Origin of the sequence: Streptomyces griseosporeus, from assembly GCF_014656055.1 — a bacterium.
GTDB lineage: Bacteria > Actinomycetota > Actinomycetes > Streptomycetales > Streptomycetaceae > Streptomyces > Streptomyces griseosporeus.
Map to the genome: position 1 here is coordinate 464,371 of NZ_BNBR01000007.1, position 21,767 is coordinate 486,137.

The 21,767-nt window shown below is 72.1% G+C and carries 15 protein-coding genes; 8 read left to right on the top strand and 7 right to left on the bottom strand.

From position 1 onward, the window contains the following. Positions 1-6: 6 nt before the first annotated feature. Genes IE308_RS31320 through IE308_RS31330 form a run of 3 tightly spaced genes read left to right on the top strand, consistent with a single transcriptional unit; the run spans position 7 to position 4,630 of the window. Entirely contained in the window at positions 7-402 is a 396-nt protein-coding gene (locus tag IE308_RS31320; RefSeq protein ID WP_110626824.1) for a DUF742 domain-containing protein, read from the top strand. 24 nt (positions 403-426) lie between these two features. Beyond that, positions 427-4,044, top strand: a complete 3,618-nt coding sequence (locus IE308_RS31325) for a hydantoinase B/oxoprolinase family protein (RefSeq protein ID WP_190220473.1) — start codon at positions 427-429, stop codon at positions 4,042-4,044. Beyond that, on the top strand, positions 4,025-4,630 hold the full coding sequence (locus IE308_RS31330) for a GTP-binding protein (RefSeq protein ID WP_190220474.1): 606 nt from the start codon (positions 4,025-4,027) through the stop codon (positions 4,628-4,630). Before IE308_RS31325 ends, IE308_RS31330 begins: the two co-directional genes overlap by 20 nt. Before the next feature lie 118 nt (positions 4,631-4,748). On the opposite strand, the gene glpK is transcribed toward IE308_RS31330, so the two are convergent. From glpK to IE308_RS31345, 3 genes are all read right to left on the bottom strand, one after another. Next, positions 4,749-6,272: a glycerol kinase GlpK gene (glpK, locus tag IE308_RS31335; RefSeq protein ID WP_190220475.1), complete on the bottom strand. Its 1,524-nt coding sequence runs from the start codon at positions 6,270-6,272 to the stop codon at positions 4,749-4,751. A gap of 21 nt (positions 6,273-6,293) precedes the next feature. After that, a complete protein-coding gene (locus tag IE308_RS31340; RefSeq protein ID WP_190220476.1) occupies positions 6,294-7,043 on the bottom strand; it encodes an MIP/aquaporin family protein in 750 nt (249 codons plus the stop codon). A gap of 352 nt (positions 7,044-7,395) precedes the next feature. Further along, complete coding sequence (locus IE308_RS31345; RefSeq protein ID WP_229909268.1) at positions 7,396-9,114, bottom strand: GGDEF domain-containing protein; 1,719 nt, start codon at positions 9,112-9,114, stop codon at positions 7,396-7,398. Between the two features lie 159 nt (positions 9,115-9,273). Here IE308_RS31345 and IE308_RS31350 point away from each other — a divergent pair, with 159 nt between their 5' ends. Together IE308_RS31350 and IE308_RS31355 are read left to right on the top strand one after the other, a co-directional pair. Beyond that, on the top strand, positions 9,274-10,122 hold the full coding sequence (locus IE308_RS31350; protein ID WP_190220477.1) for a M15 family metallopeptidase: 849 nt from the start codon (positions 9,274-9,276) through the stop codon (positions 10,120-10,122). A gap of 49 nt (positions 10,123-10,171) precedes the next feature. Next, positions 10,172-10,708, top strand: coding sequence for an NUDIX domain-containing protein (locus tag IE308_RS31355; RefSeq protein WP_190220478.1), 537 nt, complete (start codon positions 10,172-10,174; stop codon positions 10,706-10,708). A 67-nt stretch (positions 10,709-10,775) separates the two neighbouring features. Here IE308_RS31355 and IE308_RS31360 read toward each other — a convergent pair whose 3' ends face one another. Beyond that, positions 10,776-13,142, bottom strand: a complete 2,367-nt coding sequence (locus IE308_RS31360; protein ID WP_190220479.1) for a glycoside hydrolase family 31 protein — start codon at positions 13,140-13,142, stop codon at positions 10,776-10,778. A gap of 213 nt (positions 13,143-13,355) precedes the next feature. Between IE308_RS31360 and IE308_RS31365 the strand changes: the two genes are divergently transcribed. Then, positions 13,356-15,323, top strand: a complete 1,968-nt coding sequence (locus IE308_RS31365; RefSeq protein WP_110626816.1) for an acetoacetate--CoA ligase — start codon at positions 13,356-13,358, stop codon at positions 15,321-15,323. 12 nt (positions 15,324-15,335) lie between these two features. Here the strand turns inward: IE308_RS31365 and IE308_RS31370 are convergent, their stop codons facing one another. Further along, positions 15,336-16,655 carry an aminotransferase class I/II-fold pyridoxal phosphate-dependent enzyme gene (locus IE308_RS31370; RefSeq protein WP_190220480.1) on the bottom strand — a complete coding sequence of 440 codons (1,320 nt, stop codon included), beginning with the start codon at positions 16,653-16,655 and terminating at the stop codon, positions 15,336-15,338. Positions 16,656-16,766: 111 nt separating this feature from the next. Here IE308_RS31370 and IE308_RS31375 point away from each other — a divergent pair, with 111 nt between their 5' ends. Together IE308_RS31375 and IE308_RS31380 are read left to right on the top strand one after the other, a co-directional pair. After that, positions 16,767-17,975, top strand: a complete 1,209-nt coding sequence (locus IE308_RS31375; protein ID WP_190220481.1) for an MFS transporter — start codon at positions 16,767-16,769, stop codon at positions 17,973-17,975. A gap of 22 nt (positions 17,976-17,997) precedes the next feature. Next, complete coding sequence (locus IE308_RS31380; RefSeq protein ID WP_190220482.1) at positions 17,998-18,891, top strand: DUF8829 domain-containing protein; 894 nt, start codon at positions 17,998-18,000, stop codon at positions 18,889-18,891. 72 nt (positions 18,892-18,963) lie between these two features. Here the strand turns inward: IE308_RS31380 and ptsP are convergent, their stop codons facing one another. Further along, complete coding sequence (ptsP, locus tag IE308_RS31385) at positions 18,964-20,634, bottom strand: phosphoenolpyruvate--protein phosphotransferase (protein ID WP_190220483.1); 1,671 nt, start codon at positions 20,632-20,634, stop codon at positions 18,964-18,966. A gap of 78 nt (positions 20,635-20,712) precedes the next feature. Then, positions 20,713-21,162: a PTS sugar transporter subunit IIA gene (locus tag IE308_RS31390; RefSeq protein ID WP_110626811.1), complete on the bottom strand. Its 450-nt coding sequence runs from the start codon at positions 21,160-21,162 to the stop codon at positions 20,713-20,715. Positions 21,163-21,767: the final 605 nt, after the last annotated feature.

Here is a 21,767-nt window from a genome sequence, read left to right on the forward strand (position 1 = left end):
GATGGCATGAGCGCAGACGGTCAGGGAACACGCCACTGGTTCGACGACGACGCGGGACCCGTCGTCCGCCCGTACGCCATGACGCGCGGCCGCACCACCCATGCGGCCCAGCACCGCCTCGACCTGATCGCGGTGGTCGTCGCCGAACCCCACGCGGACGATCCGGAAGCCGACCCCACGCTCTCCCCGGAACACGTCGACATCGTCGAACTGTGCCGCAAGGCCCCGCAGTCGGTCGCCGAACTCGCCGCCGAGCTCGACCTGCCCATCGGGGTCGTGCGCGTCCTCGTCGGCGACCTCGTCGACGGCGCGTTCGTCCACGTCAACCGGCCGGTGCCGCCGGCCGAACTGCCCGACGAGAATATTCTGCGCGACGTGATCAACGGCCTGCGTGCGCTGTGACCAGCGCGGAAGCGGGGTGAGGCTGTGACAGGCTGGCAGTTCTGGGTCGACCGGGGCGGCACCTTCACCGACATCGTCGCGCGCCGCCCGGACAGCCGCCTGGTGACCCACAAGCTGCTCTCGGACAACCCCGCGCGCTACGCCGACGCGGCCGTCGCCGGTGTCCGCGCCCTGCTGGGCGACTCCCCGGACCCCGTCGACTCCGTCCGCATGGGCACCACCGTCGCCACCAACGCCCTCCTGGAACGCAAGGGCGAGCGCACCCTGCTCGTCATCACCCGCGGCTTCCGCGACGCCCTGCGGATCGGCTACCAGAACCGGCCCCGCATCTTCGCCCGCCGTATCGACCTGCCCGAGCTGCTGTACGAACGGGTCGTCGAGGTCGACGAGCGCATCACCGCCGACGGCACCGTCCTGCGCGCCCCCGACCTGGACACGCTCGCCGGCGCGCTCCAGGAGGCCTACGACGACGGCATTCGCGCCGTCGCCGTGGTCTGCATGCACAGCCACCTCCATCCGGCCCACGAGCAGGCGGTCGGCCGGCTCGCCGCCCGCACCGGCTTCCCGCAGGTCTCCCTGTCCAGCGAGGTCAGCCCCCTGATGAAGCTGGTCCCGCGCGGAGACACCGCCGTCGTCGACGCGTACCTCTCGCCCGTCCTCCGCCGCTACGTCCGGCAGGTCGCCGACGAGCTGACGGGCGTCCGCCTGATGTTCATGCAGTCCAACGGCGGCCTCGCCGAGGCCGGTCAGTTCCGCGGCAAGGACGCGATCCTGTCCGGACCGGCCGGCGGCATCGTCGGCATGGCCCGTATGTCGCGGCTGGCCGGCCACGACCGGGTCATCGGCTTCGACATGGGCGGCACCTCCACCGACGTCTCCCACTACGCAGGCGACTACGAGCGCGTCTTCACCAGCCAGATCGCCGGGGTCCGGCTGCGCGCCCCCATGCTGGACATCCACACCGTCGCCGCCGGCGGCGGCTCCGTCCTGCACTTCGACGGCTCCCGCTACCGCGTGGGGCCGGACTCGGCTGGCGCGGACCCGGGCCCCGCCTGCTACCGCGGCGGCGGCCCGCTCACCGTCACCGACGCCAACGTCATGCTCGGCCGCATCCAGCCGGCCCACTTCCCGCGGGTGTTCGGCCCCGACGGCGATCAGCCCCTCGACGACGTCCTCGTCCGCGAGCGCTTCACCGCCCTGGCCCGCGAGATCCGCGAGCGGACCGGCGACGACCGCACCCCCGAACAGGTCGCCGAGGGATACCTGCAGATCGCCGTGGCCAACATCGCCAACGCGGTGAAGCGGATCTCCGTCCAGAAGGGCCACGACGTCACCCGCTACGCCCTCACCACCTTCGGCGGCGCGGGCGGCCAGCACGCGTGCCGGGTCGCCGACTCCCTCGGCATCCGCACCGTGCTCGTGCCCCCTATGGCCGGTGTCCTCTCCGCGCTCGGCATCGGGCTCGCCGACACCACCGCCATGCGCGAGCAGTCCGTCGAGGCACCCCTGGAGCCCGCCGCCCTGCCCGGCGTCCGGAAAACCGCCGACGACCTGGAAGCCGCCGCCCGCGCGGAACTCCTCGCCGAGGACGTCCCGGAGGACCGCATCCGCGTCGCCCGCCGCGCACAGCTGCGCTACGACGGCACCGACACCACCCTCACCGTCGAGCTGACCGAACCCGGCGCGATGCGACGCGCCTTCGAAGAGCGTCATCGCGCCACGTACTCCTTCACCCTCGACCGCCCGATCGTCGTCGAAGCCCTCTCCGTCGAAGCCACCGGCATCACCGAACCCCCCGATCTGTCCGCCCTCGCTCCCTACGAGGGCACCCCGGCCGCACCGCGGACCGTCCGCCTCCACACCGGCGGCACCTGGCGCGACGTACCCCTCCACCGCCGGGAGGGACTGCCTCCCGGCCGGACCGTCACCGGCCCCGCGATCGTCACCGAGGCCGGCTCGACCACCGTCGTCGACGACGGCTGGCGGGCCACGGCACGCGACGACGGGCATCTGGTCATGGAACGCACGGCGGTCACGGAGAGTTCCGATCTCGACACGAAAGCCGACCCGGTTCTGCTGGAGGTCTTCAACAACCTCTTCATGTCCATCGCCGAGCAGATGGGCGCCCGGCTGGAGTCCACCGCCCAGTCGGTCAACATCAAGGAACGCCTGGACTTCTCCTGCGCGCTCTTCGATCCGGACGGAAACCTGGTGGCCAACGCCCCGCACATCCCCGTCCACCTGGGCTCGATGGGCACCAGTGTCAAAGAGGTGATCCGCCGCCGCGGCACAGCCATGCGCCCCGGCGACACCTACGCGGTCAACGACCCGTACCACGGCGGCACCCACCTCCCGGACGTCACCGTCATCACCCCCGTCTTCGACACGGAGGGTGACCGGATCCTCTTCTACGTCGCCTCCCGCGGTCACCACGCCGAGATCGGCGGCATCGCCCCCGGCTCCATGCCCGCCGGCAGCCGCACCATCGAGGAGGAGGGCGTCCTCTTCGACAACTGGCTCCTCGCCGAGAACGGCCGCTTCCGCGAGGAGGAGACCCACCGCCTGCTCACCGAGGCGCCCTACCCCTCCCGCAACCCCCGCACCAACCTCGCCGACCTGCGCGCCCAGATCGCCGCCAACCACAAAGGCGTCGAGGAGGTCGGCCGGATGATCGACGACTTCGGCCTCGACGTCGTCCAGGCGTACATGCGGCACGTCCAGGACAACGCCGAAGAGGCGGTCCGCCGCGTCATCGACGCCCTGGACGACGGCGCGTACGCCTACGAGACCGACTCGGGCGCCGTCATCCGCGTCCGGGTGCACGTCGACCGGGAAGCGCGCTCCGCGACCATCGACTTCACCGGCACCTCACCCCAGCTCGACACCAACTTCAACGCGCCGTTCGCCGTGGTCAACGCGGCCGTCCTGTACGTCTTCCGCACCCTCGTCGCGGACGACATCCCGCTCAACGACGGCTGCCTGCGCCCCCTGCGGATCATCGTCCCGCCCGGCTCCCTGCTCGCCCCGCGACCGCCCGCCGCCGTCGTCGCCGGAAATGTGGAGACCTCCCAGGCGATCACCGGCGCCCTCTACGCGGCCCTCGGCGTGCAGGCGGAGGGCTCCGGGACGATGAACAACGTCACCTTCGGCAACGCCCGCCACCAGTACTACGAGACCGTCGCCTCCGGCTCCGGCGCGGGGGACGGCTTCCCCGGCGCCGACGTCGTACAGACGCACATGACGAACTCGCGGCTCACCGACCCCGAGGTCCTGGAGTGGCGACTGCCCGTCCTCCTGGAGGAGTTCTCCGTCCGGCGCGGCAGCGGAGGCGCCGGACGGTGGCGCGGCGGCGACGGCGCGGTGCGCCGTATCCGCTTCCAGAAACCCATGACGGTCTCCACGCTGTCCCAGCACCGCCGGATGCCCCCGTACGGCATGGCGGGCGGAGAGCCCGGCGCGCTCGGCGCCAACCGCGTCGAGCGCGCCGACGGCACGGTGACCGAACTCGGCGGCAGCGATGTCGCCGACGTGGCACCCGGCGACGTACTCGTCATCGAAACCCCCGGCGGCGGAGGCTACGGCACACCGCCGGGCGACCCCCATCGAGCAGGAGAAGAAACCGATGATCCTCGGGCGTTCTGAGCGCGGCAAGCCCCCGGTCGAGCCCGTCACGCTCAAGATCCTGGTGGCCGGCGGCTTCGGCGTGGGCAAGACCACCCTGGTCGGCGCGGTCAGTGAGATCCGGCCGCTGCGCACCGAGGAGACGCTCACCGAAGCCGGGCGCCCCGTCGACGACACCAGCGGCGTGGAGGGCAAGCACACCACCACCGTCGCCATGGACTTCGGACGCATCACCCTCCGCGAGGACCTGGTGCTGTACCTCTTCGGCACGCCCGGCCAGGAACGGTTCTGGTTCATGTGGGACGAGCTGTCCGAGGGCGCCCTCGGTGCCGTAGTCCTCGCCGACACGCGCCGCCTGGAGGACTGCTTCGCCGCCGTCGACTACTTCGAACGCCGCGGCATACCGTTCGTGGTCGGCGTCAACTGCTTCGAAGGCGCCGCCCGTTACCCGGTCGACGACGTGCGCCGGGCACTCGACCTCGACGACGGCGTGCCGCTGATGATGTGCGACGCACGCGAGCGTGCCTCGGTGAAGGACGTCCTCATCGGCGTCGTCGAGCACGCGATGGCCCGGTCCGCGGACCGCCGCCAGACCGTCACCACCTGACGAGCGGAGCGCGTGGACCGAGTACGGCCCGTACCCCCGCCGACCGGGGTACGGGCCGCAGCCTCGGAGTGCACCGCGCGCGGTCTGCGGAACTCACCGCACCCGCACGCGCGCGTACCTAGTCGTTCCCCTCCTCGTCCACCCAGCCGAAGCTCTTCTCCACGGCCTTGCGCCAGTTGCGGTACTCGCGGTCCCGCACCTCCGCCTCCATCGCCGGCGTCCACTCGACGTCCTTCTGCCAGTGCGCCTTCAGCTCGTCCAGGTCGTTCCACACACCGGTGGCGAGCCCCGCGGCGTACGCCGCGCCCAGGCAGGTCGTCTCCGACACCCTCGGCCGGACCACCGGGACGCCGAGCACGTCCGCCTGGTGCTGCATCAGCAGGTTGTTCTTCGTCATCCCGCCGTCGACCTTGAGGGTCGTGATCCGCACACCCGAGTCCTGGTACATGGCGTCCACGACCTCACGCGTCTGCCAGCTCGTCGCCTCCAGCACCGCCCGCGCCAGGTGGGCCTTCGTCACGTACCGGGTCAGCCCGGTGACGACGCCACGCGCGTCGGAGCGCCAGTACGGCGCGAAGAGACCCGAGAACGCCGGGACGATGTACGCGCCGCCGTTGTCCTCCACGCTCGCCGCGAGGGGCTCGATCTCGTCAGCCGTTCGGATGATGCCGAGCTGGTCCCGGAACCACTGGACCAGCGCACCCGTTATCGCGATCGACCCCTCCAGGCAGTAGACCGGCGCCTCACCGCCGATCTTGTACCCCATCGTCGTCAGCAGTCCGCTCTTCGACGGCACCGGCCGGTTGCCGGTGTTGAGCAGCAGGAAGCTGCCCGTGCCGTAGGTGTTCTTCGCTGTGCCGACGTCGTAGCAGGCCTGTCCGAACACCGCCGCCTGCTGGTCGCCGAGCGCCGAGGCCACCGGCACACCCGACAACTGCCCGACGGCCGTGCCGTACACGTCGGCCGAGGACCGGATCTCGGGGAGCACGGCCTCGGGGATGTTCATCGCGGAGAGGATGGAGGAATCCCATTGGAGCGTTTCGAGGTTCATCAGCATGGTGCGGCCGGCGTTGGTCACGTCGGTGACGTGCCGGCCGCCGTCGGTGCCGCCGGTGAGGTTCCAGATCAGCCAGGAGTCGATGGTGCCGAAGGCGATCTCACCGCGCTCGGCACGGTCGCGCAGCCCGGGCACGTTGTCGAGCAGCCAGGCCGCCTTGGGGCCGGAGAAGTAGGTGGCCAGCGGCAGCCCGGTCCGCTCACGGAAGCGGTCCTGCCCGTCCGTGCCGCCCAGCCGGTGGCACAGGCCCGCGGTCCGGGTGTCCTGCCAGACGATCGCGTTGTGCACCGGCTTGCCGGTGGCCCGGTCCCACAGGACCGTCGTCTCCCGCTGGTTGGTGATGCCGAGGGCGCTGAGCTGCTCGGCGCGCAGTCCTGCCTTGGCGAGCGCGCCTGCGACCACCGCCTGCACCTTGGACCAGATCTCGGTGGCATCGTGCTCCACCCAGCCGGGCTTGGGGAAGATCTGCCGGTGCTCGCGCTGGTCCACGGCGACGATGGCGCCGCTCCGGTCGAAGACGATGCAGCGGCTGGACGTGGTGCCCTGGTCGATCGCGGCGACGTACTTCTCGCCAAGGTCCGTCATGGCTACCCCTTGGGCTCGGGATCAGAAGGCTGCGTTGTAGATGAGGCCCGCGAGGGCACCTCCGGCCAGCGGTCCGACGACCGGGATCCAGGCGTAACCCCAGTCGGAGCCGCCCTTGTTGGGGATCGGCAGGAAGGTGTGCACGATGCGCGGGCCGAGATCACGCGCCGGGTTGATGGCATAGCCGGTCGGCCCGCCGAGCGAGAGGCCGATGCCGACGACGAGCAGGGAGACGATCAGCACGAGCGTGCCGGACTCACCGAGGCCCTTGGTCAGGCCGAAGGCGAGGACGGGCAGGACGAGGGCGACGGTCGCGATGATCTCCGTGATCAGATTGGCGACCGGACTGCGGATTTCCGGGATCGTGGAGAAGATGCCCAGTGTCGGAAGGGGTTCGTCCTCGGTGCCCTCGGTGGTGCCCTCGGTACGGACGTTGGCCTGGAACTGCGCGAAGTACACGAGGTAGGCGAGCACCGCGCCGAGCATGGCGCCGACGATCTGCCCCAGCAGGTAGACCCAGACCTTGTCCCACTTCCCGGTGTCCACGGCGATGCCGATGGTGACGGCCGGATTGAGATGCCCGCCGGACAGCGGCGCGGCGGTGTAGGCGCCGGCCAGGACGCCGAACCCCCAGCCGAACGCGATCACCACCCAGCCCGCGGCCCGTGCCTTGGAGTATCTGAGGGTGACGGCGGCGCAGACGCCCGCGCCGAACAGGATCAGAATCGCCGTACCGATGATCTCGCCGACGAAGATGTCTCCGTTGCTCATGGCGGCTCCTAGGCCCGGCCCGGGGCCCTGGACCCCGGTGCTCCGTGCAGGGTGCGTTCCCATGGCTCCCGTGGCGGTGCCCGCGGCAGAGCAGGAGGGGGCCCGAACCCCGCCCGGCGTCCGCGACGAGCGTGCTGTGGCAGCCGAACCGCCCCGTGGGGGAGCGGGCCTTGGCGCAGGAAGCCCGCAGGGCGCAGTGCGTGGATAAGCCGAGAATGTACGGCGATGTCGGCCGACAACGGGAAGTGTTCACCGGCACCCAGGGGGCGTCAAGGTCGCCGACCGCAACGGTTGGCGCAGCCCTCGGCGCCCGCCCACCCCTCGCACCGACGGGCACCCCGCCCCGGCACCCTCACCCAGCCCCCACCACCCCCGCCTCAGGCCCCGCCACCACGGGCTGCACCCGGTCTCCCCGACCCTGCCCCTCCCGCTGCGCCTGAGCCCCCTCGACGCCCGCCTCCCCGCCGCCCACCACACCCCGCAGCACTTCGTACCCGGGCGTCCCCGCCCGCCCCAGCACCCAACTCGCCCCGCGCAGCGCCTTCGCGGCCTTCTTCAGCGGCGCGAGGCACGCCGCCGCCTCGCGGTGGTCCGTCACGCTGCCCGGCGTGCACACCACCGTGGCCAGGGACAAGGTGACGGGAAGCCCGCCCGCCGACCAGGACGCGTCCAGCACGGCGGCGGCCAGCGGACCGAGTCCCTCCGGATCCGCCAGCACCAGGAAGTCGTCCCCGCCGATGTGCCCCACGCGCGTGGCGCCGTCCGCCGCGCGCTGCAACGCCCGCCCCACCGACCGGATCAGCTCGTCGCCCGCCGCGAACCCGGCCCCGTCGTTGACCCGCTTGAAGTGGTCGACGTCCAGCCAACTCAGTGTGACCGTGCGCCCGTCGGCGATCCGCCGGTCCGCCTCGCCGGTGATCGCGTCCGAACCGGGCAGCCGCGTCAGCGGGTTGAGCCCGGCCGCCTCCTCGACCCGGCTCTCGGCGAGGGCACGGACCAGGTCGGCCAGGCGTACGACGCCCACGCACCGCCCGCCTCGGTCGACGACGGCCACGTCGTCCGAGGTGCGGTCCCGGTCGCCGACCGCGACGACGTCCAGCACCTCCCACGCGGTCGCGTCGATGCCCACCGTCCGCGGGGGATCGCCCAGCTTGGCGGCGGGCCGGTCCGCGTACAGGGCATGCCCGTACCGCCCCGACATCGACAGCAGGAACCGGGACCGGTGCACCGACCGTACGGGCACGCCGGCCCGGTCCACGAGCAGGACGCCCGACACCTCGGGCGCCCCGGTCAACAGGGCCCGCACCTGTCCCGCGGAGGCGGTGACGGGCAGCAGCGCGGCGGGCCGCACGAACTCCCGTACGGACGGTCCCGACCGGGGCCGTGCCAGGACACCGGGGGAGCGGGGCGGAACGTATACGTCCGCGGCCGGCAGGCGGGCCGGCGGCGCGAACAGGTGGCCCTGGGCCAGCTGCGCCCCCGCCGCCAGCGCCGCGGCGCACTGCGCCTCGGTCTCGACGCCCTCGACCGCGAGCAGGGCGCCCAGTTCCTCGCACAGCGTCCGCATCGCCCGCACCGCCGCCGGCCGGCCGAGCAGCGACGCGTCGAGCTTCACGAGGTCCGGCGCGAGGTCGGTGAGCAGCCGCAGCGGCACGTCCCCGTCCCCGACGCCGTCCGCGCCGATCCGGAAGCCCTGGCCGCGCAGTGCCGACACCGCCTCCAGCAGCGCGGACTGCGGCACATGCGTGTACGGCGGCCCGATGTCGATCGTCACCTCCCACGGCAGCCGCCCCGCCTCCCGCACCGCGTCGTGCAGCGTGGTGAGCCCGCCGAGATCGGCCAGGGTGCCGGCGAAGACGTTCACGTGCAGCGGCAGCAGCGTCTCCCGGCGCAGCGCCGTACGCACCGCCAGCACCGCCAGCGCGCGGTCGAGTTCGGGGTCGCGGCGAGCCTCGGCGAGAATGTCGCCGGTCTCCGGGCGGGCGAGTATCTCCAGCCCTGCGACCCCTCCGGTGGTCAGGTTGACCACAGGCTGGAAGGCGAAGCGGAGAGAGTCCGTCCAGGAGCGCACGGGAGCATGATGGCTCCGCCCGCGGGCGCCCAGGCCCAGTTCATGAGACGTTCACGCAGGATTCCGAGCCGATCACCCAGCGTACTGATGCGCGGTCGACGCCTTCCGCGCCTGCGATCTCTTCCCCCCGGCCGCACCCACCTGATAGATGCAGAGGGCATGACACAACTCTCCCGTCCCGTAACCCGGTTCACAGGCGTCTCGCGGGCGTTGCGTGGCGCGGTCACCGCGCTCGTCACCTTCCTCGCCGTCACCACGGCCACAGCCCCCGCCCGGGCCACGCCCGAGCCCACGGCGCCCGCTGACTTCGTGGCCCTGAGATCCGTGGACCCCACGATCATCGAGGAGATGCGTTACTTCACCCCGCACAACTTCGTGGGCGAGCGCATCGACGGCTACCGCCAGCCGCTGTGCATCCTCACCCGCCCCGCCGCCGAGGCCCTGCACCGCGCCCAGCAGAAGCTGCTGCGCCAGGGCTACACACTCAAGGTGTACGACTGTTACCGGCCGCAGCGCGCCGTCGACCACTTCGTCCGCTGGGCCGAGGACCTCGACGACCAGCGGATGAAGGCGGAGTTCTACCCGAACGTCGACAAGACCCGGCTGTTCGAGGACGGTTACATCGCGGCGAAATCAGGCCACAGCCGCGGCTCCACCGTGGACCTCACCGTCGTACGGCTCCCGGCCCGCCCGACCCGGCCGTACGTCCCGGGCCAGACCCTCGTGCCCTGCTACGCCCCGCAGGACGAGCGCTTCCCCGACAACTCCGTCGACATGGGAACGGGCTTCGACTGCTTCGACACGCTCGCCCACACGCTCGATCCCCGCATCCAGGGCGAACAGCGCGCCAACCGGCTGCTGCTCAAGGGCACGCTGGAGGGCCTCGGTTTCGTGAACCTCGCCGAGGAGTGGTGGCACTACACCTTCAAGCCGGAGCCCTACCCGGACACCTACTTCGACTTCCCCGTCTCCGCCCGGTCGCTGAAGGACAGCCACCCGGCCGCCTGAGAAATACGTTCCGGGAGACGCCCTCTCCGTGATCGGATACAGTCCGCGCGTGTCCGAAAACCTGCATTCCTCTTCCCATTCCGGGCCGGACTCCCACTGTTCGAGCTGCGGAGCGCCCTACGGAGAGGGCGTCACCGGCTGGCCCCGCACCTGCCCGGCCTGCGGCACCGTCGCCTACCGCAACCCGCTGCCGGTGGCCGTCGCCCTCCAGCCCGTGTACGACACCCAGGGCACGTCCCTGGTGGTCATCACCCGCACCGTCGCACCCGCGCGCGGGGGCATCGCCCTGCCGGGCGGCTACATCGACGACCGCGAGGACTGGCGGCAGGCCGTCGTCCGCGAGCTGAAGGAGGAGACGGGCATCGACGCCGCCGCCCGCGACGTCCGCCTCGTCGACGCCATGAGCTCACCCGACGGCCATCTGCTGCTCTTCGGCCTCCTGCCGGAACGTCCCGCCGACGGCCTGCCCGCCTCGTCCGCCACGGACGAGACGGAGGGCTGGCACCTGCTGCGCAGGCCGGAAGAACTCGCCTTCCCGCTGCACACGCTGGCGGTACGCGCCTGGTTCGAGGGCCGCTACGTCTGACCGGCCCGGCCGGGCCGCACGCGCCGGGCCGCACGCGCCGGGCCGGACCGACCTCACCCCGCGTGGCTCACTCCTGCGTGAGCCCCCGCAGCCGCACAGGGACGGACGGCTCCCGCGGGCCGTCCTCACCCTCCCGCTCGACCACCAGGCGCCGCCCCTCCCAACGGGTGACGTACCGTTCGATCTCCGCCTCCTCCCACCCGTCCCCCGCGTCGCGCACCACGAGCCCGCCCCCGGTCCGCCCCCGGACCGGCGCCCACACCTCCAGCTCCAGCCCGCCGTCCTCGCCGCGCACCGGCACGACGGCACCCGCGCGCGCGAGCACCGGGATCCGCGCGAGCGGAGCGTCCACGAGCACCTGCCCCGGTCCCTCGTACGCGCGTTCCGTCACGGTGTCGTACCACCGCCCCCTGGGCAGCTGCACCGCACGCCGGTCCGCGCCCGGCCCGAGCACGGGCGCCACCAGGAAGGCGTCACCCAGCAGAAAGGCGTCCTCGCAGTCGCGCAGCGCCCGGTCCTCCGGCGCCCCCCACCACACCGGCCGCACGTACGGCGCCCCCGTACGCCGCGCCAGATGCGCCAGCGTCACGAAGTACGGCCGCAGCCGGCGCCGCTCCCGCAACGCCACGCGCGCGTGCCGCAACACCTCCGCCCCGAACTCCCACGGCTCCCTGCGCCCGGCCCGCATGCTCGCGTGCGTGCGGAACAGCGGCAGGTACGCCCCGAGCTGGAACCAGCGCAGGAACAGCTCCGGCGACGGACTCCCCGTCAAGCCGCCGACGTCCGGCCCCGAGTACGGCACCCCGCACAGCCCCAGCCCCACGACCAGCGACAGCGACGCCCGCAGCCCGGGCCAGCCGGTGGCCACGTCCCCCGACCAGGTGCCGCCGTAGCGCTGCATGCCCGCCCACCCCGAGCGCGAGAACAGGAACGGGCGCTCATGGGGCACCAGCTCCCGCAAGCCCTCGTAGGCCGCCCTGGCCATGCACAGCGCGTACACGTTGTGGGCCTCGCGATGGTCACCGCCCCGCCCCTCCAGGGCGTGCCGGGCCGACCGCGGCAGCGTCGTCTCGCCGAACGCCACGAACGACGCCGGCTCGTTCATGTCGTGCCAGAACCCGGAGAAGCCCTGCGCCAGCCGCTCCGCGTACAGCCCGCCCCACCACTTGCGCACGCGCGCGTGCGTGAAGTCGGGGAACACGGACGTACCGGGCCACACCAGCCCGTCCACGAGACGGCCCGAGGCGTCCCGCACGAACGCGTCCAGACCGGTGCCGGCGTCGTACACGGCGTTGCCCGGCGCGGCCTTGACCGCCGGGTCGACGATCGACACCATCCGGACGCCGTCCCGCCGCAAATCCTGGGCGAGCTGCGGCAGCTTGGGAAAGCGCTCGCTGTCGACCGTGAAGACCTGGTGCCGGTCGAGGTGGTCGATGTCCAGGTGAACGGCGTCCAGCGGCAGATCGCGCTCTTGGTAGCCGACGACGATCCGCCGTACCTCCTGCTCACTGCCGAAGCCCCACCGCGCGTGCTGGTGCCCGAGCGCCCAGGCAGGAGGCAGCGCCGGCGCCCCCGTCAGCGAGGCCCAGGTGAGCAGCACGCGCGCGGGGGTGCCGACCATCACCCAGCAGCGCAGCGGACCGCCCTGCATCCGCAGCTCGCTGGTCCCGGCCCGGTCGTGACCGGAACCGGCGCCCTCCTCGCCCTCCCGGAGGATCACCGTGCCGTCCCAGGAGTTGTCGTGGAACACCAGGTGGGTCGCCGCGTCCGCGACGACCACCTGCACCGGCATGGTGAGGTACAGCGGGTCGTCCCCCGGGCCGAACGACCCGCCCGGGTCGGTGTTCCACAGCCGGTAGGCGCCGTTCCGCAGCCGGGGCCCGCCGGACCGCCCGCCGAGCCCGAAGAAGCGCGCGTCCGCCGCCACCTCGGAGCGCAGCATCCACCGCGCGGGCCCCCCGTCCACCGGCTCCCACCAGCGAGGCGGCAGATCGCGCCGCAGGGTCACCCCGCCGGGCGTCCGCACCTCGACCGCGCCGTGCCGGGAGACGGCCACCGTCACCCGTTCCGCGACCACCCGCCAGCCGCCGTCCTTGTCCGGCTCCAGCACCGCCCGCGGATCCGGCTCCGGACAGCGGCCCGCCAGCGCGTACGACGGCTCCGGCTCCGCTCCGTCCCAGCCCCAGAACACGGCGCCGTTCACGGCGACGAGAAGGCGCAGCTCCGACCGGCTGAACCGGACCACACCCCCACCCGGCCCCGGCTCCGCCCCCTGCAGCACACCGGGCACCCGGGCCCGTTCCGCACCCCGCCGCGGCAGACCCCTGGCGTCGACCCGCCGCCTGCGCCACGCGGCCCGCACGGTCCGCAACCTCTGTGCAGCCCCCACCGAACCTATCCACCTCACCGAACGCACCAGGTCACGACCGTTCATGCTGCTCACCCTGCCATTGACCGCCCCGCGCGCGGGTGTCGTTCAACTGCCGTTCACCCGTGCCGGCACCACATCGTCACGACACGGACTATGTGGAGCACACCCTGGTGCGGGAGTCGATCACATGGCATCGTCCCTGTCAGCCGCGTCACGCGCACACCCCAGCACGTGCGCGGAGGACGCACACGACGCGCACAGTCCGGGAGCCGCACCATGTCGACCCTGAACCCCGAGCCGCTCTGGCAGCCCGATCCCGACCTCGCCGCCCAGGCACAGGTCACCAGGTTCCAGGCCTGGGCCGCCGAACGCCACGGCGCACCCGCCGAGGGCGGATATCCGGCGCTGCACCGCTGGTCCGTCGACCATCTGGAGACGTTCTGGAAGGCCGTCACAGAATGGTTCGACGTACGGTTCTCGACCCCCTACGCGCGCGTGCTGGGCGACCGCGCCATGCCCGGAGCCGAGTGGTTCCCCGGCGCGACCCTGAACTACGCCGAGCACGCCCTGCGGGCCGCCGCCACCCGCCCGGACGAACCCGCCCTGCTCCATGTCGACGAGAGCCAGGAGGTACGCCCGACCACCTGGTCCGAGCTGCGCCGCCAGGTCGGCTCCCTCGCCGCCGAACTGCGCGCCCTCGGCGTACGCCCCGGCGACCGCGTCAGCGGCTACCTGCCGAACATCCCCCAGGCCGTCGTCGCCCTGCTCGCCACGGCCGCCGTCGGCGGCGTGTGGACCTCCTGCGCGCCCGACTTCGGCGCCCGCAGTGTCCTCGACCGCTTCCAGCAGGTGGAGCCGGTCCTGCTGTTCACCGTCGACGGCTACCGGTACGGCGGCAAGGAGCACGACCGCCGTGAGACGGTCGCGGAGCTGCGCCGCGAGCTGCCCACCCTGCGCGCCGTCGTCCACATCCCGCTGCTGGGCACCGAGGCCCCCGAGGGGGCCCTGGAGTGGGCGGCGCTGACCTCGGCGGACACCGAGCCCGTCTTCGAGCAGGTGCCCTTCGACCACCCGCTGTGGGTGCTGTACTCCTCCGGCACGACGGGCCTGCCCAAGGCGATCGTCCAGTCCCAGGGCGGCATCCTGGTCGAGCACCTCAAGCAGCTCGGCCTGCACTGCGACCTCGGCCCCGAGGACCGTTTCTTCTGGTACACCTCGACCGGCTGGATGATGTGGAACTTCCTGGTCTCCGGCCTGCTGACGGGCACCACGATCGTCCTGTACGACGGCAGCCCCGGCTACCCCGACACGGGCGCCCAGTGGCGGGTCGCCGAACGCACCGGGGCCACCCTCTACGGCACCTCCGCCGCGTACGTCATGGCCTGCCGCAAGGCGGGCGTCCACCCCTCCCGCGACTTCGACCTCACCCGGGTGAAGTGCGTCGCCACCACCGGCTCACCGCTGCCGCCCGACGGGTTCCGCTGGCTGCACGACGAGGTCCGCGACGACCTGTGGATCGCCTCCGTCAGCGGCGGCACCGACGTGTGCTCCTGCTTCGCGGGCGCCGTCCCGACCCTCCCGGTGTACGTCGGTGAGCTGCAGGCGCCCTGCCTCGGCACCGATCTGCAGTCCTGGGACCCGAGCGGCAAGCCCCTGACCGACGAGGTCGGCGAGCTGGTGGTCACCAACCCGCTGCCGTCGATGCCGATCCACTTCTGGAACGACCCCGACGGCAGCCGGTACCACGACAGCTACTTCGACACCTACCCCGGCGTGTGGCGGCACGGCGACTGGATCACCGTCACCTCGCGCGGTTCCGTCGTCATCCACGGACGGTCCGACTCCACCCTCAACCGGCAGGGCGTCCGCATGGGCTCGGCCGACATCTACGAGGCCGTCGAACGCCTGCCGGAGATCAAGGAATCCCTGGTCATCGGCATCGAGCAGCCCGACGGCGGCTACTGGATGCCCCTGTTCGTCCACCTGGCCCCCGGGGCCGTCCTCGACGACGCGCTCGTCAACCGCGTCAAGCAGACCATCCGCGAGCAGCTCTCCCCGCGCCACATCCCCGACGAGATCATCGAGGTGCCCGGAGTCCCGCACACCCTCACCGGCAAGCGCATCGAGGTCCCCGTCAAGCGCCTCCTCCAGGGCACCCCGCTGGAGAAGGCGGTCAACCCGGGTTCGATCGACAACCTCGACCTGCTGCACTTCTACGAGGAGCTGGCCCGCAAGCGCGCCTGACCGTACGGCCGGTCACCCACCGTAGGTGGCCTCGGACTCGCCGAGCACGGAGGCGAAGTCCGAGGCCAGCCGCGCCGCGTCGGCCGGCTCCAGCTCGGCCACCGAGATCCGCACCCCGGGCTCGGACGACAGCCGGAACCGCGCGCCGGCCGCGATCCACCAGCCGTACGAGCGCAGCCCGTTCACCACGGCCGACTCGTCCCGCACCGGCACCCAGAGATTCATCCCGCTCACCCCGTGCGCCGCGATGCCCCGCTCACCCAGCTCCCGCAGCAGCGCACCGCGCCGCTCGGCGTACGTCTCCTCGGCGCGAGCCACCAACGCGCGCGTGGCGGTGTCGTTCAGCAGGCCCAGCACCGTCGCCTGCAGCAGATGACTGACCCAGCCGGACGTGAGCAGCAGCCGCCCGTCGTGCCGGGCCAGCGTCACCGGGTCACAGGCGGCGGCGGCCCAGCGCAGATCCGTCCCGAGGAACTTGCTGACCGTCCGCACGTGCACCCAGCGGCCGAGCCCTGCCGATGTCAGTGTCCTCAGAGGCGCGCCGGCGATCGCGGAGGCGTGGTCGTTCTCCACCACGAGCACGTCCGGCTCGCTCCGCAGCACCTCCACCAGCGCGTCCCGGCGCGCCGCGGAGAACCTGCCGCCGTACGGGTTCTGCGCCCGCGGACTGCACACGACGGCCCGCGCACCCGCCCGCAGGGCGCCGCGCAGCGCCTCGGGACGCATCCCCTCGTCGTCCACGGCGACCGGCACGATCCGCAGCCCCAGCGCCGCCACCAGGTCCAGCAGATGGTGATAGCCGGGATCCTCCATCGCGACGGCGTCGCCGGGGCGCAGCTCCACCGCCAGCAGACGCCCGATCAGATCGAGCGCACCGTGCGCGAAGGTCACGTGCTCCACGGGTACGCCGTCGGGCCGCAGCCAGTCGCGCACGGCGTCCTCCAGCCGCTCCAGCCGCGGGGAGGCCCGGTGCGAGCGGGCGCCCGGGGACAGCTGTGTGGGCGGTGCCAGAGCCGGCAGCAGCCGCGGGTCGGGGTGCCCGCCGGCCAGGTCGCGCAGGCCGTCGGGCACCTTGGGCGGGCGTCGCGAGGCCACCGCCGGCGCCGCTGCGACCACCGTCCCGCCCCGCCCGCGTGTGACCACGATGCCCCGCCGCCGCAGCTCCTTGTAAGCCGTCGCGACCGTCCCCGGACTCACCCCCAGCTCGTCCGCCAGCCGCCGGACCGGAGGCAGCGCCACCCCCGGCCCCAAGTCCCCCTCCGCCACGCCGCGTTCGACCGACGCGGCAATTCCCTTGGCCGTCGTACCACGAATCCCATATTGTGTTGCCACGTTGCCAACTATGTATCAATACAAAGTCGGACGCAAGGGGGAGCAGTGCAGCCGATCCGTCGCGCAGCCGGATGGTGGGAAGGCATACCCGGAGGACGCGACGGCCGCAGCATGCTCGCCATCGCCCTCGTCGACCGCATCGGCAGCGGCCTGTGGGCCTCCGTCTCCGTCCTGTACTTCACCTACGTCTCCGGACTCTCCGTCGCCCAGATCGGCACCCTCGCCGCCACCGCCGGAGCCATCGGCATCGCCGGCGCCCCCATCGGCGGCCACCTTGCCGACCGCTTCCCCCTCACCCGCGTCCTGATCACCGTCCAACTCCTGCGCGCCCTCGCCTCCTTCGCGCTGCTGGCCGCCGACCACTACGCCCTGCTGCTCGTCTGCTCCGCCGTCGGCGGCCTCGGCGACCGCGCCTCCAGCGTCCTCACCCGGCTCTACGCCACCCGTATCGCCGGACCCGACCGCGTCCGCTACCAGGCCGTCCACCGCACCCTCGCCAACGCGGGCTGGGCCGTCGGCGGCCTCGCCGCGGCGGCCGCCCTCACCCTCGGCACCACCACCGCCTACCAGGGGCTCCTCGCCGGAGACGCCCTCTCCTTCGTCGCCTCCGCACTCCTCACCCTGCGCTGCGCCGAACCACCGTCCAGGGCGCGGACCGTCACCGACTCGACCGCCACCACACCGACGACCGAGCCGACCGGCCCGTGGCGCGACCGCACCTACCTCGCCTACGTCGCCACCGAGACCGTCCTCTTCCTCGACGACGCCGTCTTCAAGGTCGGCCTGCCGCTGTGGATCGCCCACGCGAGCCACGCCCCGCACGGCCTGGCACCACTGCTCCTGGTGCTGAACAACGTCATGGTCGTCGCCCTCCAGGTCCCCCTCGCCCGCTTCGGCGCCACGACCGCCGCCGCCCGCGCCCTCCTCATCCCCCTCTCCGCCGCCTTCGCCCTCGGCGGCGCCACCATGGCCCTGTCAGCCACGGGCTCGACGGTGACCTCGACACTCCTGCTCACCGCGGCGGCCGTCGCCTTCACCCTGGCCGAGATGCTCCACGCCACCGTCTCCTGGGAACTCTCCGTCGCCCTCGCCCCCGAGACCGCGCAGGGCACCTACCTCGGCGTCCACGGCCTGGCCCAGTCCGCCCAACGCAGCGTCGGCCCACTCGCCGTCACCGCGGCCATCACCACCGGCCCCCTCGGCTGGGCAGGCTTCGGCACCGTCATCGCCCTGACCTGCATCGTTCAGCACCGCCTGGTCCGCGAGCGCCTCACCCACAGCCCGTTGTCAGTGGGGCCGGTTACTGTGAGTGAGCATTGATCGACCGCGCACAGGGGGAAACATGGCGCACACCGACCAGCAGACCGTCCGACACGTCCTGCGCCGCGAAATGGCCGGCACCATCGGACTCCTCACCGACGAGCACGACTTCCGCGCCATGCGGCGCTACCGCACCTTCACCTTCGACGACCACACCGCCTACCTCCGGGAGATGGAGGACTTCCTCAGGAGCCGCGCCGCCCAGGGAGGCCACACCACCGTCGCCCTCTTCGACCCGCAGGAGTACGCCGACTTCTGCGCCGACATGGACCTCGACCCCGACCTGCCCGCCAGCCGCACCCGCTTCACCGCCGAACTCGCCGGCACGGGCACGACCCTTCCCTACGAGGGGCAACCCCTCGACGAACTGGTCCCCGCCCTCGTCGACGAGGCAGTACGCCAGGCGACCTGGGAGTACGCCGCCACCCTCCTCGCCCGCCTCGGCACCTGCGCCACCTGCGGCGAGGACATCGGCCGCGCCGCCTTCGCCCGAGCCTCCCGGCTCCTCGCCCGCATCCTCGACACCGCCCCACCCGGCAACCGCCACCTCGTCGTCAGCGTCTCCGGCACCCCCGAGACCCTGATCTCCGTCCTCCACGCCGACGACGAGGGCAACGGCTCCACCCGGCTCGACGAGGCCGAAGCCCTCGAGTTCACCACCGTCCTCGCCCTCGGCCTCGGCACCCACAGCCCCGGCGGACTCGTGATGCGCACCAGCAACCCCGGCCAGCGCGACCGTGTCTACGGCTGGCGGCTGCGCGGCCAGGCATTCCAGCCCCTGAGCGCCGGCGAGGTCTTCGACGCCTACTGCAACGACATCGAAACGGGAGAACTCATCTCCCCCGAGTCCGACGTCGACTACTGCGAGCCACCCGACCTCGGAGAAGAGGACACGGCACCGGGCCACCGCCACTGAACGCCCGAGGGGCGCCCCACCCGCAGGTGGGACGCCCCTCGGTACCGGCCACGGCCTCGCGCCGTGCGATGCCTACTCGCCGGACAGCACCGCCTGCGCCGCGTTCCGCGCCTCCTCGGCACTGTCCGCCGCCCGGGCCGCGGCGGCGGCCCGCTCGCACTGGGCCAGCGTGTACTTCGCCAGCGTCGCCCGCACATAGGGAATGGACGCCGCACCCATGGAGAGAGAGGTGACACCCAGACCGGTCAGCACACACGCCAGCAGCGGGTCGGACGCGGCCTCACCGCAGACACCACAGCTCTTGCCCTCGGCCTTCGCCGCCTCGGCGGACAGCGCGACCAGGTCGAGCAGCGCCGGCTGCCACGGATCCTGCAGACGGGAGACCGCGCCCACCTGACGGTCGGCGGCGAAGGTGTACTGCGCGAGGTCGTTGGTCCCCAGGGACAGGAACTCGACCTCCTGAAGGATGGAGCGCGCCCGCAGCGCGGCCGAGGGGATCTCGACCATCGCGCCGAACTTCGCCCGCAGCCCGGCCTCACGGCACGCGTCCGCGAACGCCTTGGCATCCGCGCGGTCGGCCACCATCGGAGCCATGACCTCGAGATACACCGGCAGGCCCTCGGCGGCCTTGGCCAGGGCGGTCAGCTGCGTGCGCAGCACCTCCGGGTGGTCGAGCAGCGTGCGCAGCCCACGCACACCGAGCGCCGGGTTCGGCTCGTCGGCGGGGGTCAGGAAGTCCAGCGGCTTGTCCGCACCCGCGTCCAGGACCCGCACGACCACGCGACCCTCGGGGAAAGCCTCCAGCACCTGGCGGTAGGCCTCGACCTGCTTCTCCTCGGACGGCGCGTTCTTGTTGTCGTCCAGGAACAGGAACTCGGTGCGGAACAGACCCACACCCTCGGCACCCGCCTCGACCGCCGCGGGCACGTCCGCCGGACCACCGATGTTGGCCAGCAGCGGCACCTTGTGCCCGTCCGCGGTGGCGCCGGGACCGGTGGAAGCCGCCAGCGCGGCCTTGCGCTCGGCCGCCGCAGCCGTCAGCTGCTCCTTCTTCTCCTCGCTGGGGTTCACGAAGATCTCACCGGTGCTGCCGTCCACGGCGATGACCGTGCCCTCGGCAAGCTCCCCGGCGCCGGGCAGCGCCACCACGGCCGGCACACCGAGCGCCCGCGCCAGGATCGCGCTGTGACTGGTCGGCCCGCCCTCCTCGGTGACGAACCCGAGCACCAGCGTCGGGTCCAGCAGAGCCGTGTCGGCCGGCGCGAGGTCCCGCGCCACCAGCACGTACGGCTCGTCGCTGTCCGGCACGCCCGGCATCGGAACCCCGAGCAGACGGGCGACGATACGATTCCGCACGTCGTCCAGGTCGGCCACGCGGCCGGCGAGGTACTCGCCCGCCGCGGCGAGCAGCTCACGGTAGGCGGCGAACGCGTCGTACACCGCGCGCTCCGCCGTGCTGCCGACGGCGATGCGCCGGTCCACGTCCGCCATCAACTCGGGGTCCCGGGCCATCATGGCCTGCGCCTCGAGCACTGCCTGAGCTTCGCCCCCCGCCAGATTGCCGCGCGCCGTCAGATCGGCGGCGACAGCCTCGACGGCCTTGCGAGCGCGCCCCTGTTCACGCTCCGCCTCGTCCGCCGGGATCTGCTTGGCAGGCGGTTCGAGCACCGCCGTTCCCATGTGCCGAACCTCGCCGATCGCCACACCGTGGCTCACGCCGACGCCTCGCAGCGTTGTCTCCATCTCACCCGTCTCCGATAGTGCGGCGGGTCCCGCCGCCGCGGTGGTTGTCCTGACAGCCGTCCAGGGACGGCGCCGACGTCACTTCCAGACGAAGAGAGCGTCGCCGGCCTTCACATCGCCGTCCTCACGGAGCTCGGACAGGGCCTCCGCCGTGGCCTCAAGTGCCACGACGGGGCACACCGGGGACTTGCCGGCGGCCTCCACGGCGGCCGGGTTCCAGCGCACGATGCTCTGGCCGCGGGTGACGGTGTCGCCCTTGTTCACGAGGAGCTCGAAGCCCTCGCCGTTGAGCTGCACCGTGTCGATGCCGAGGTGGGTGAGCACACCGTGCCCGCTCTCGTCGACGACGACGAAGGCGTGCGGGTGCAGAGAGACGATCACGCCGTCGACGGGCGAGACGGCCTCGGACGGCTCACGCACGGGATCGATCGCGGTGCCCGGGCCGACCATGGCCCCGGAGAAGACCGGATCCGGTACGGCGGCCAGTCCGATGGCGCGTCCTACCAGCGGGGACGTCACGGTGGTCATGGGAAGCCTCCCAGGGGTGGAGATTCATATGGGCCGTCACTGCCTGTCCCGGACGGTGCACTGAGCAGCAGCGTATGTCACAGGAAGTGCCGGTTCCGCACGATAGCTTCCGACTAGAGGTCTAGACCACCCCTTCCATCGATTTGCACCGACTCAGAGGCCCCGTGTACAGTCGTACTCCTGCACGGGGCGGAGTGACGCGACCTCGCATCCTGGCCCGGCAGCACCCAACTTGCCAGATCCTATCTCGGGATCACCTTCTGCATGCCTGCAGGGTGGTGGTCAGAGGGACGGAAAAACGCTGGTAGAGTTGGGAACACCGAAGGGAAGCCCGGAGGAAAGCCCGAGAGGGTGAGTACAAAGGAAGCGACCGTTCCTTGAGAACTCAACAGCGTGCCAAAAGTCAACGCCAGATATGTTGATACCCCGTCCATCGGGTTTCCGATGGTCGAGGTTCCTTTGAAAAAACACAGCGAGGACGCTGTGAACGGTCGGGCCTATTCCGCCTGACTGTTCCGCTCTCGTGGTGTCGACCGGGTTACCGGTAAACATTCACGGAGAGTTTGATCCTGGCTCAGGACGAACGCTGGCGGCGTGCTTAACAC

Bases quoted from the DNA above. Each gene is read 5' to 3' on its own strand.
- IE308_RS31320 (WP_110626824.1), top strand. From the start codon at position 7: ATGAGCGCAGACGGTCAGGGAACACGCCACTGGTTCGACGACGACGCG.
- IE308_RS31330 (WP_190220474.1), top strand. From the start codon at position 4,025: ATGATCCTCGGGCGTTCTGAGCGCGGCAAGCCCCCGGTCGAGCCCGTC.
- glpK (WP_190220475.1), bottom strand. From the start codon at position 6,272: ATGACGGACCTTGGCGAGAAGTACGTCGCCGCGATCGACCAGGGCACC.
- IE308_RS31340 (WP_190220476.1), bottom strand. From the start codon at position 7,043: ATGAGCAACGGAGACATCTTCGTCGGCGAGATCATCGGTACGGCGATT.
- IE308_RS31350 (WP_190220477.1), top strand. From the start codon at position 9,274: ATGACACAACTCTCCCGTCCCGTAACCCGGTTCACAGGCGTCTCGCGG.
- IE308_RS31360 (WP_190220479.1), bottom strand. From the start codon at position 13,142: ATGAACGGTCGTGACCTGGTGCGTTCGGTGAGGTGGATAGGTTCGGTG.
- IE308_RS31365 (WP_110626816.1), top strand. From the start codon at position 13,356: ATGTCGACCCTGAACCCCGAGCCGCTCTGGCAGCCCGATCCCGACCTC.
- IE308_RS31375 (WP_190220481.1), top strand. From the start codon at position 16,767: ATGCTCGCCATCGCCCTCGTCGACCGCATCGGCAGCGGCCTGTGGGCC.
- IE308_RS31380 (WP_190220482.1), top strand. From the start codon at position 17,998: ATGGCGCACACCGACCAGCAGACCGTCCGACACGTCCTGCGCCGCGAA.
- ptsP (WP_190220483.1), bottom strand. From the start codon at position 20,634: ATGGAGACAACGCTGCGAGGCGTCGGCGTGAGCCACGGTGTGGCGATC.
- IE308_RS31390 (WP_110626811.1), bottom strand. From the start codon at position 21,162: ATGACCACCGTGACGTCCCCGCTGGTAGGACGCGCCATCGGACTGGCC.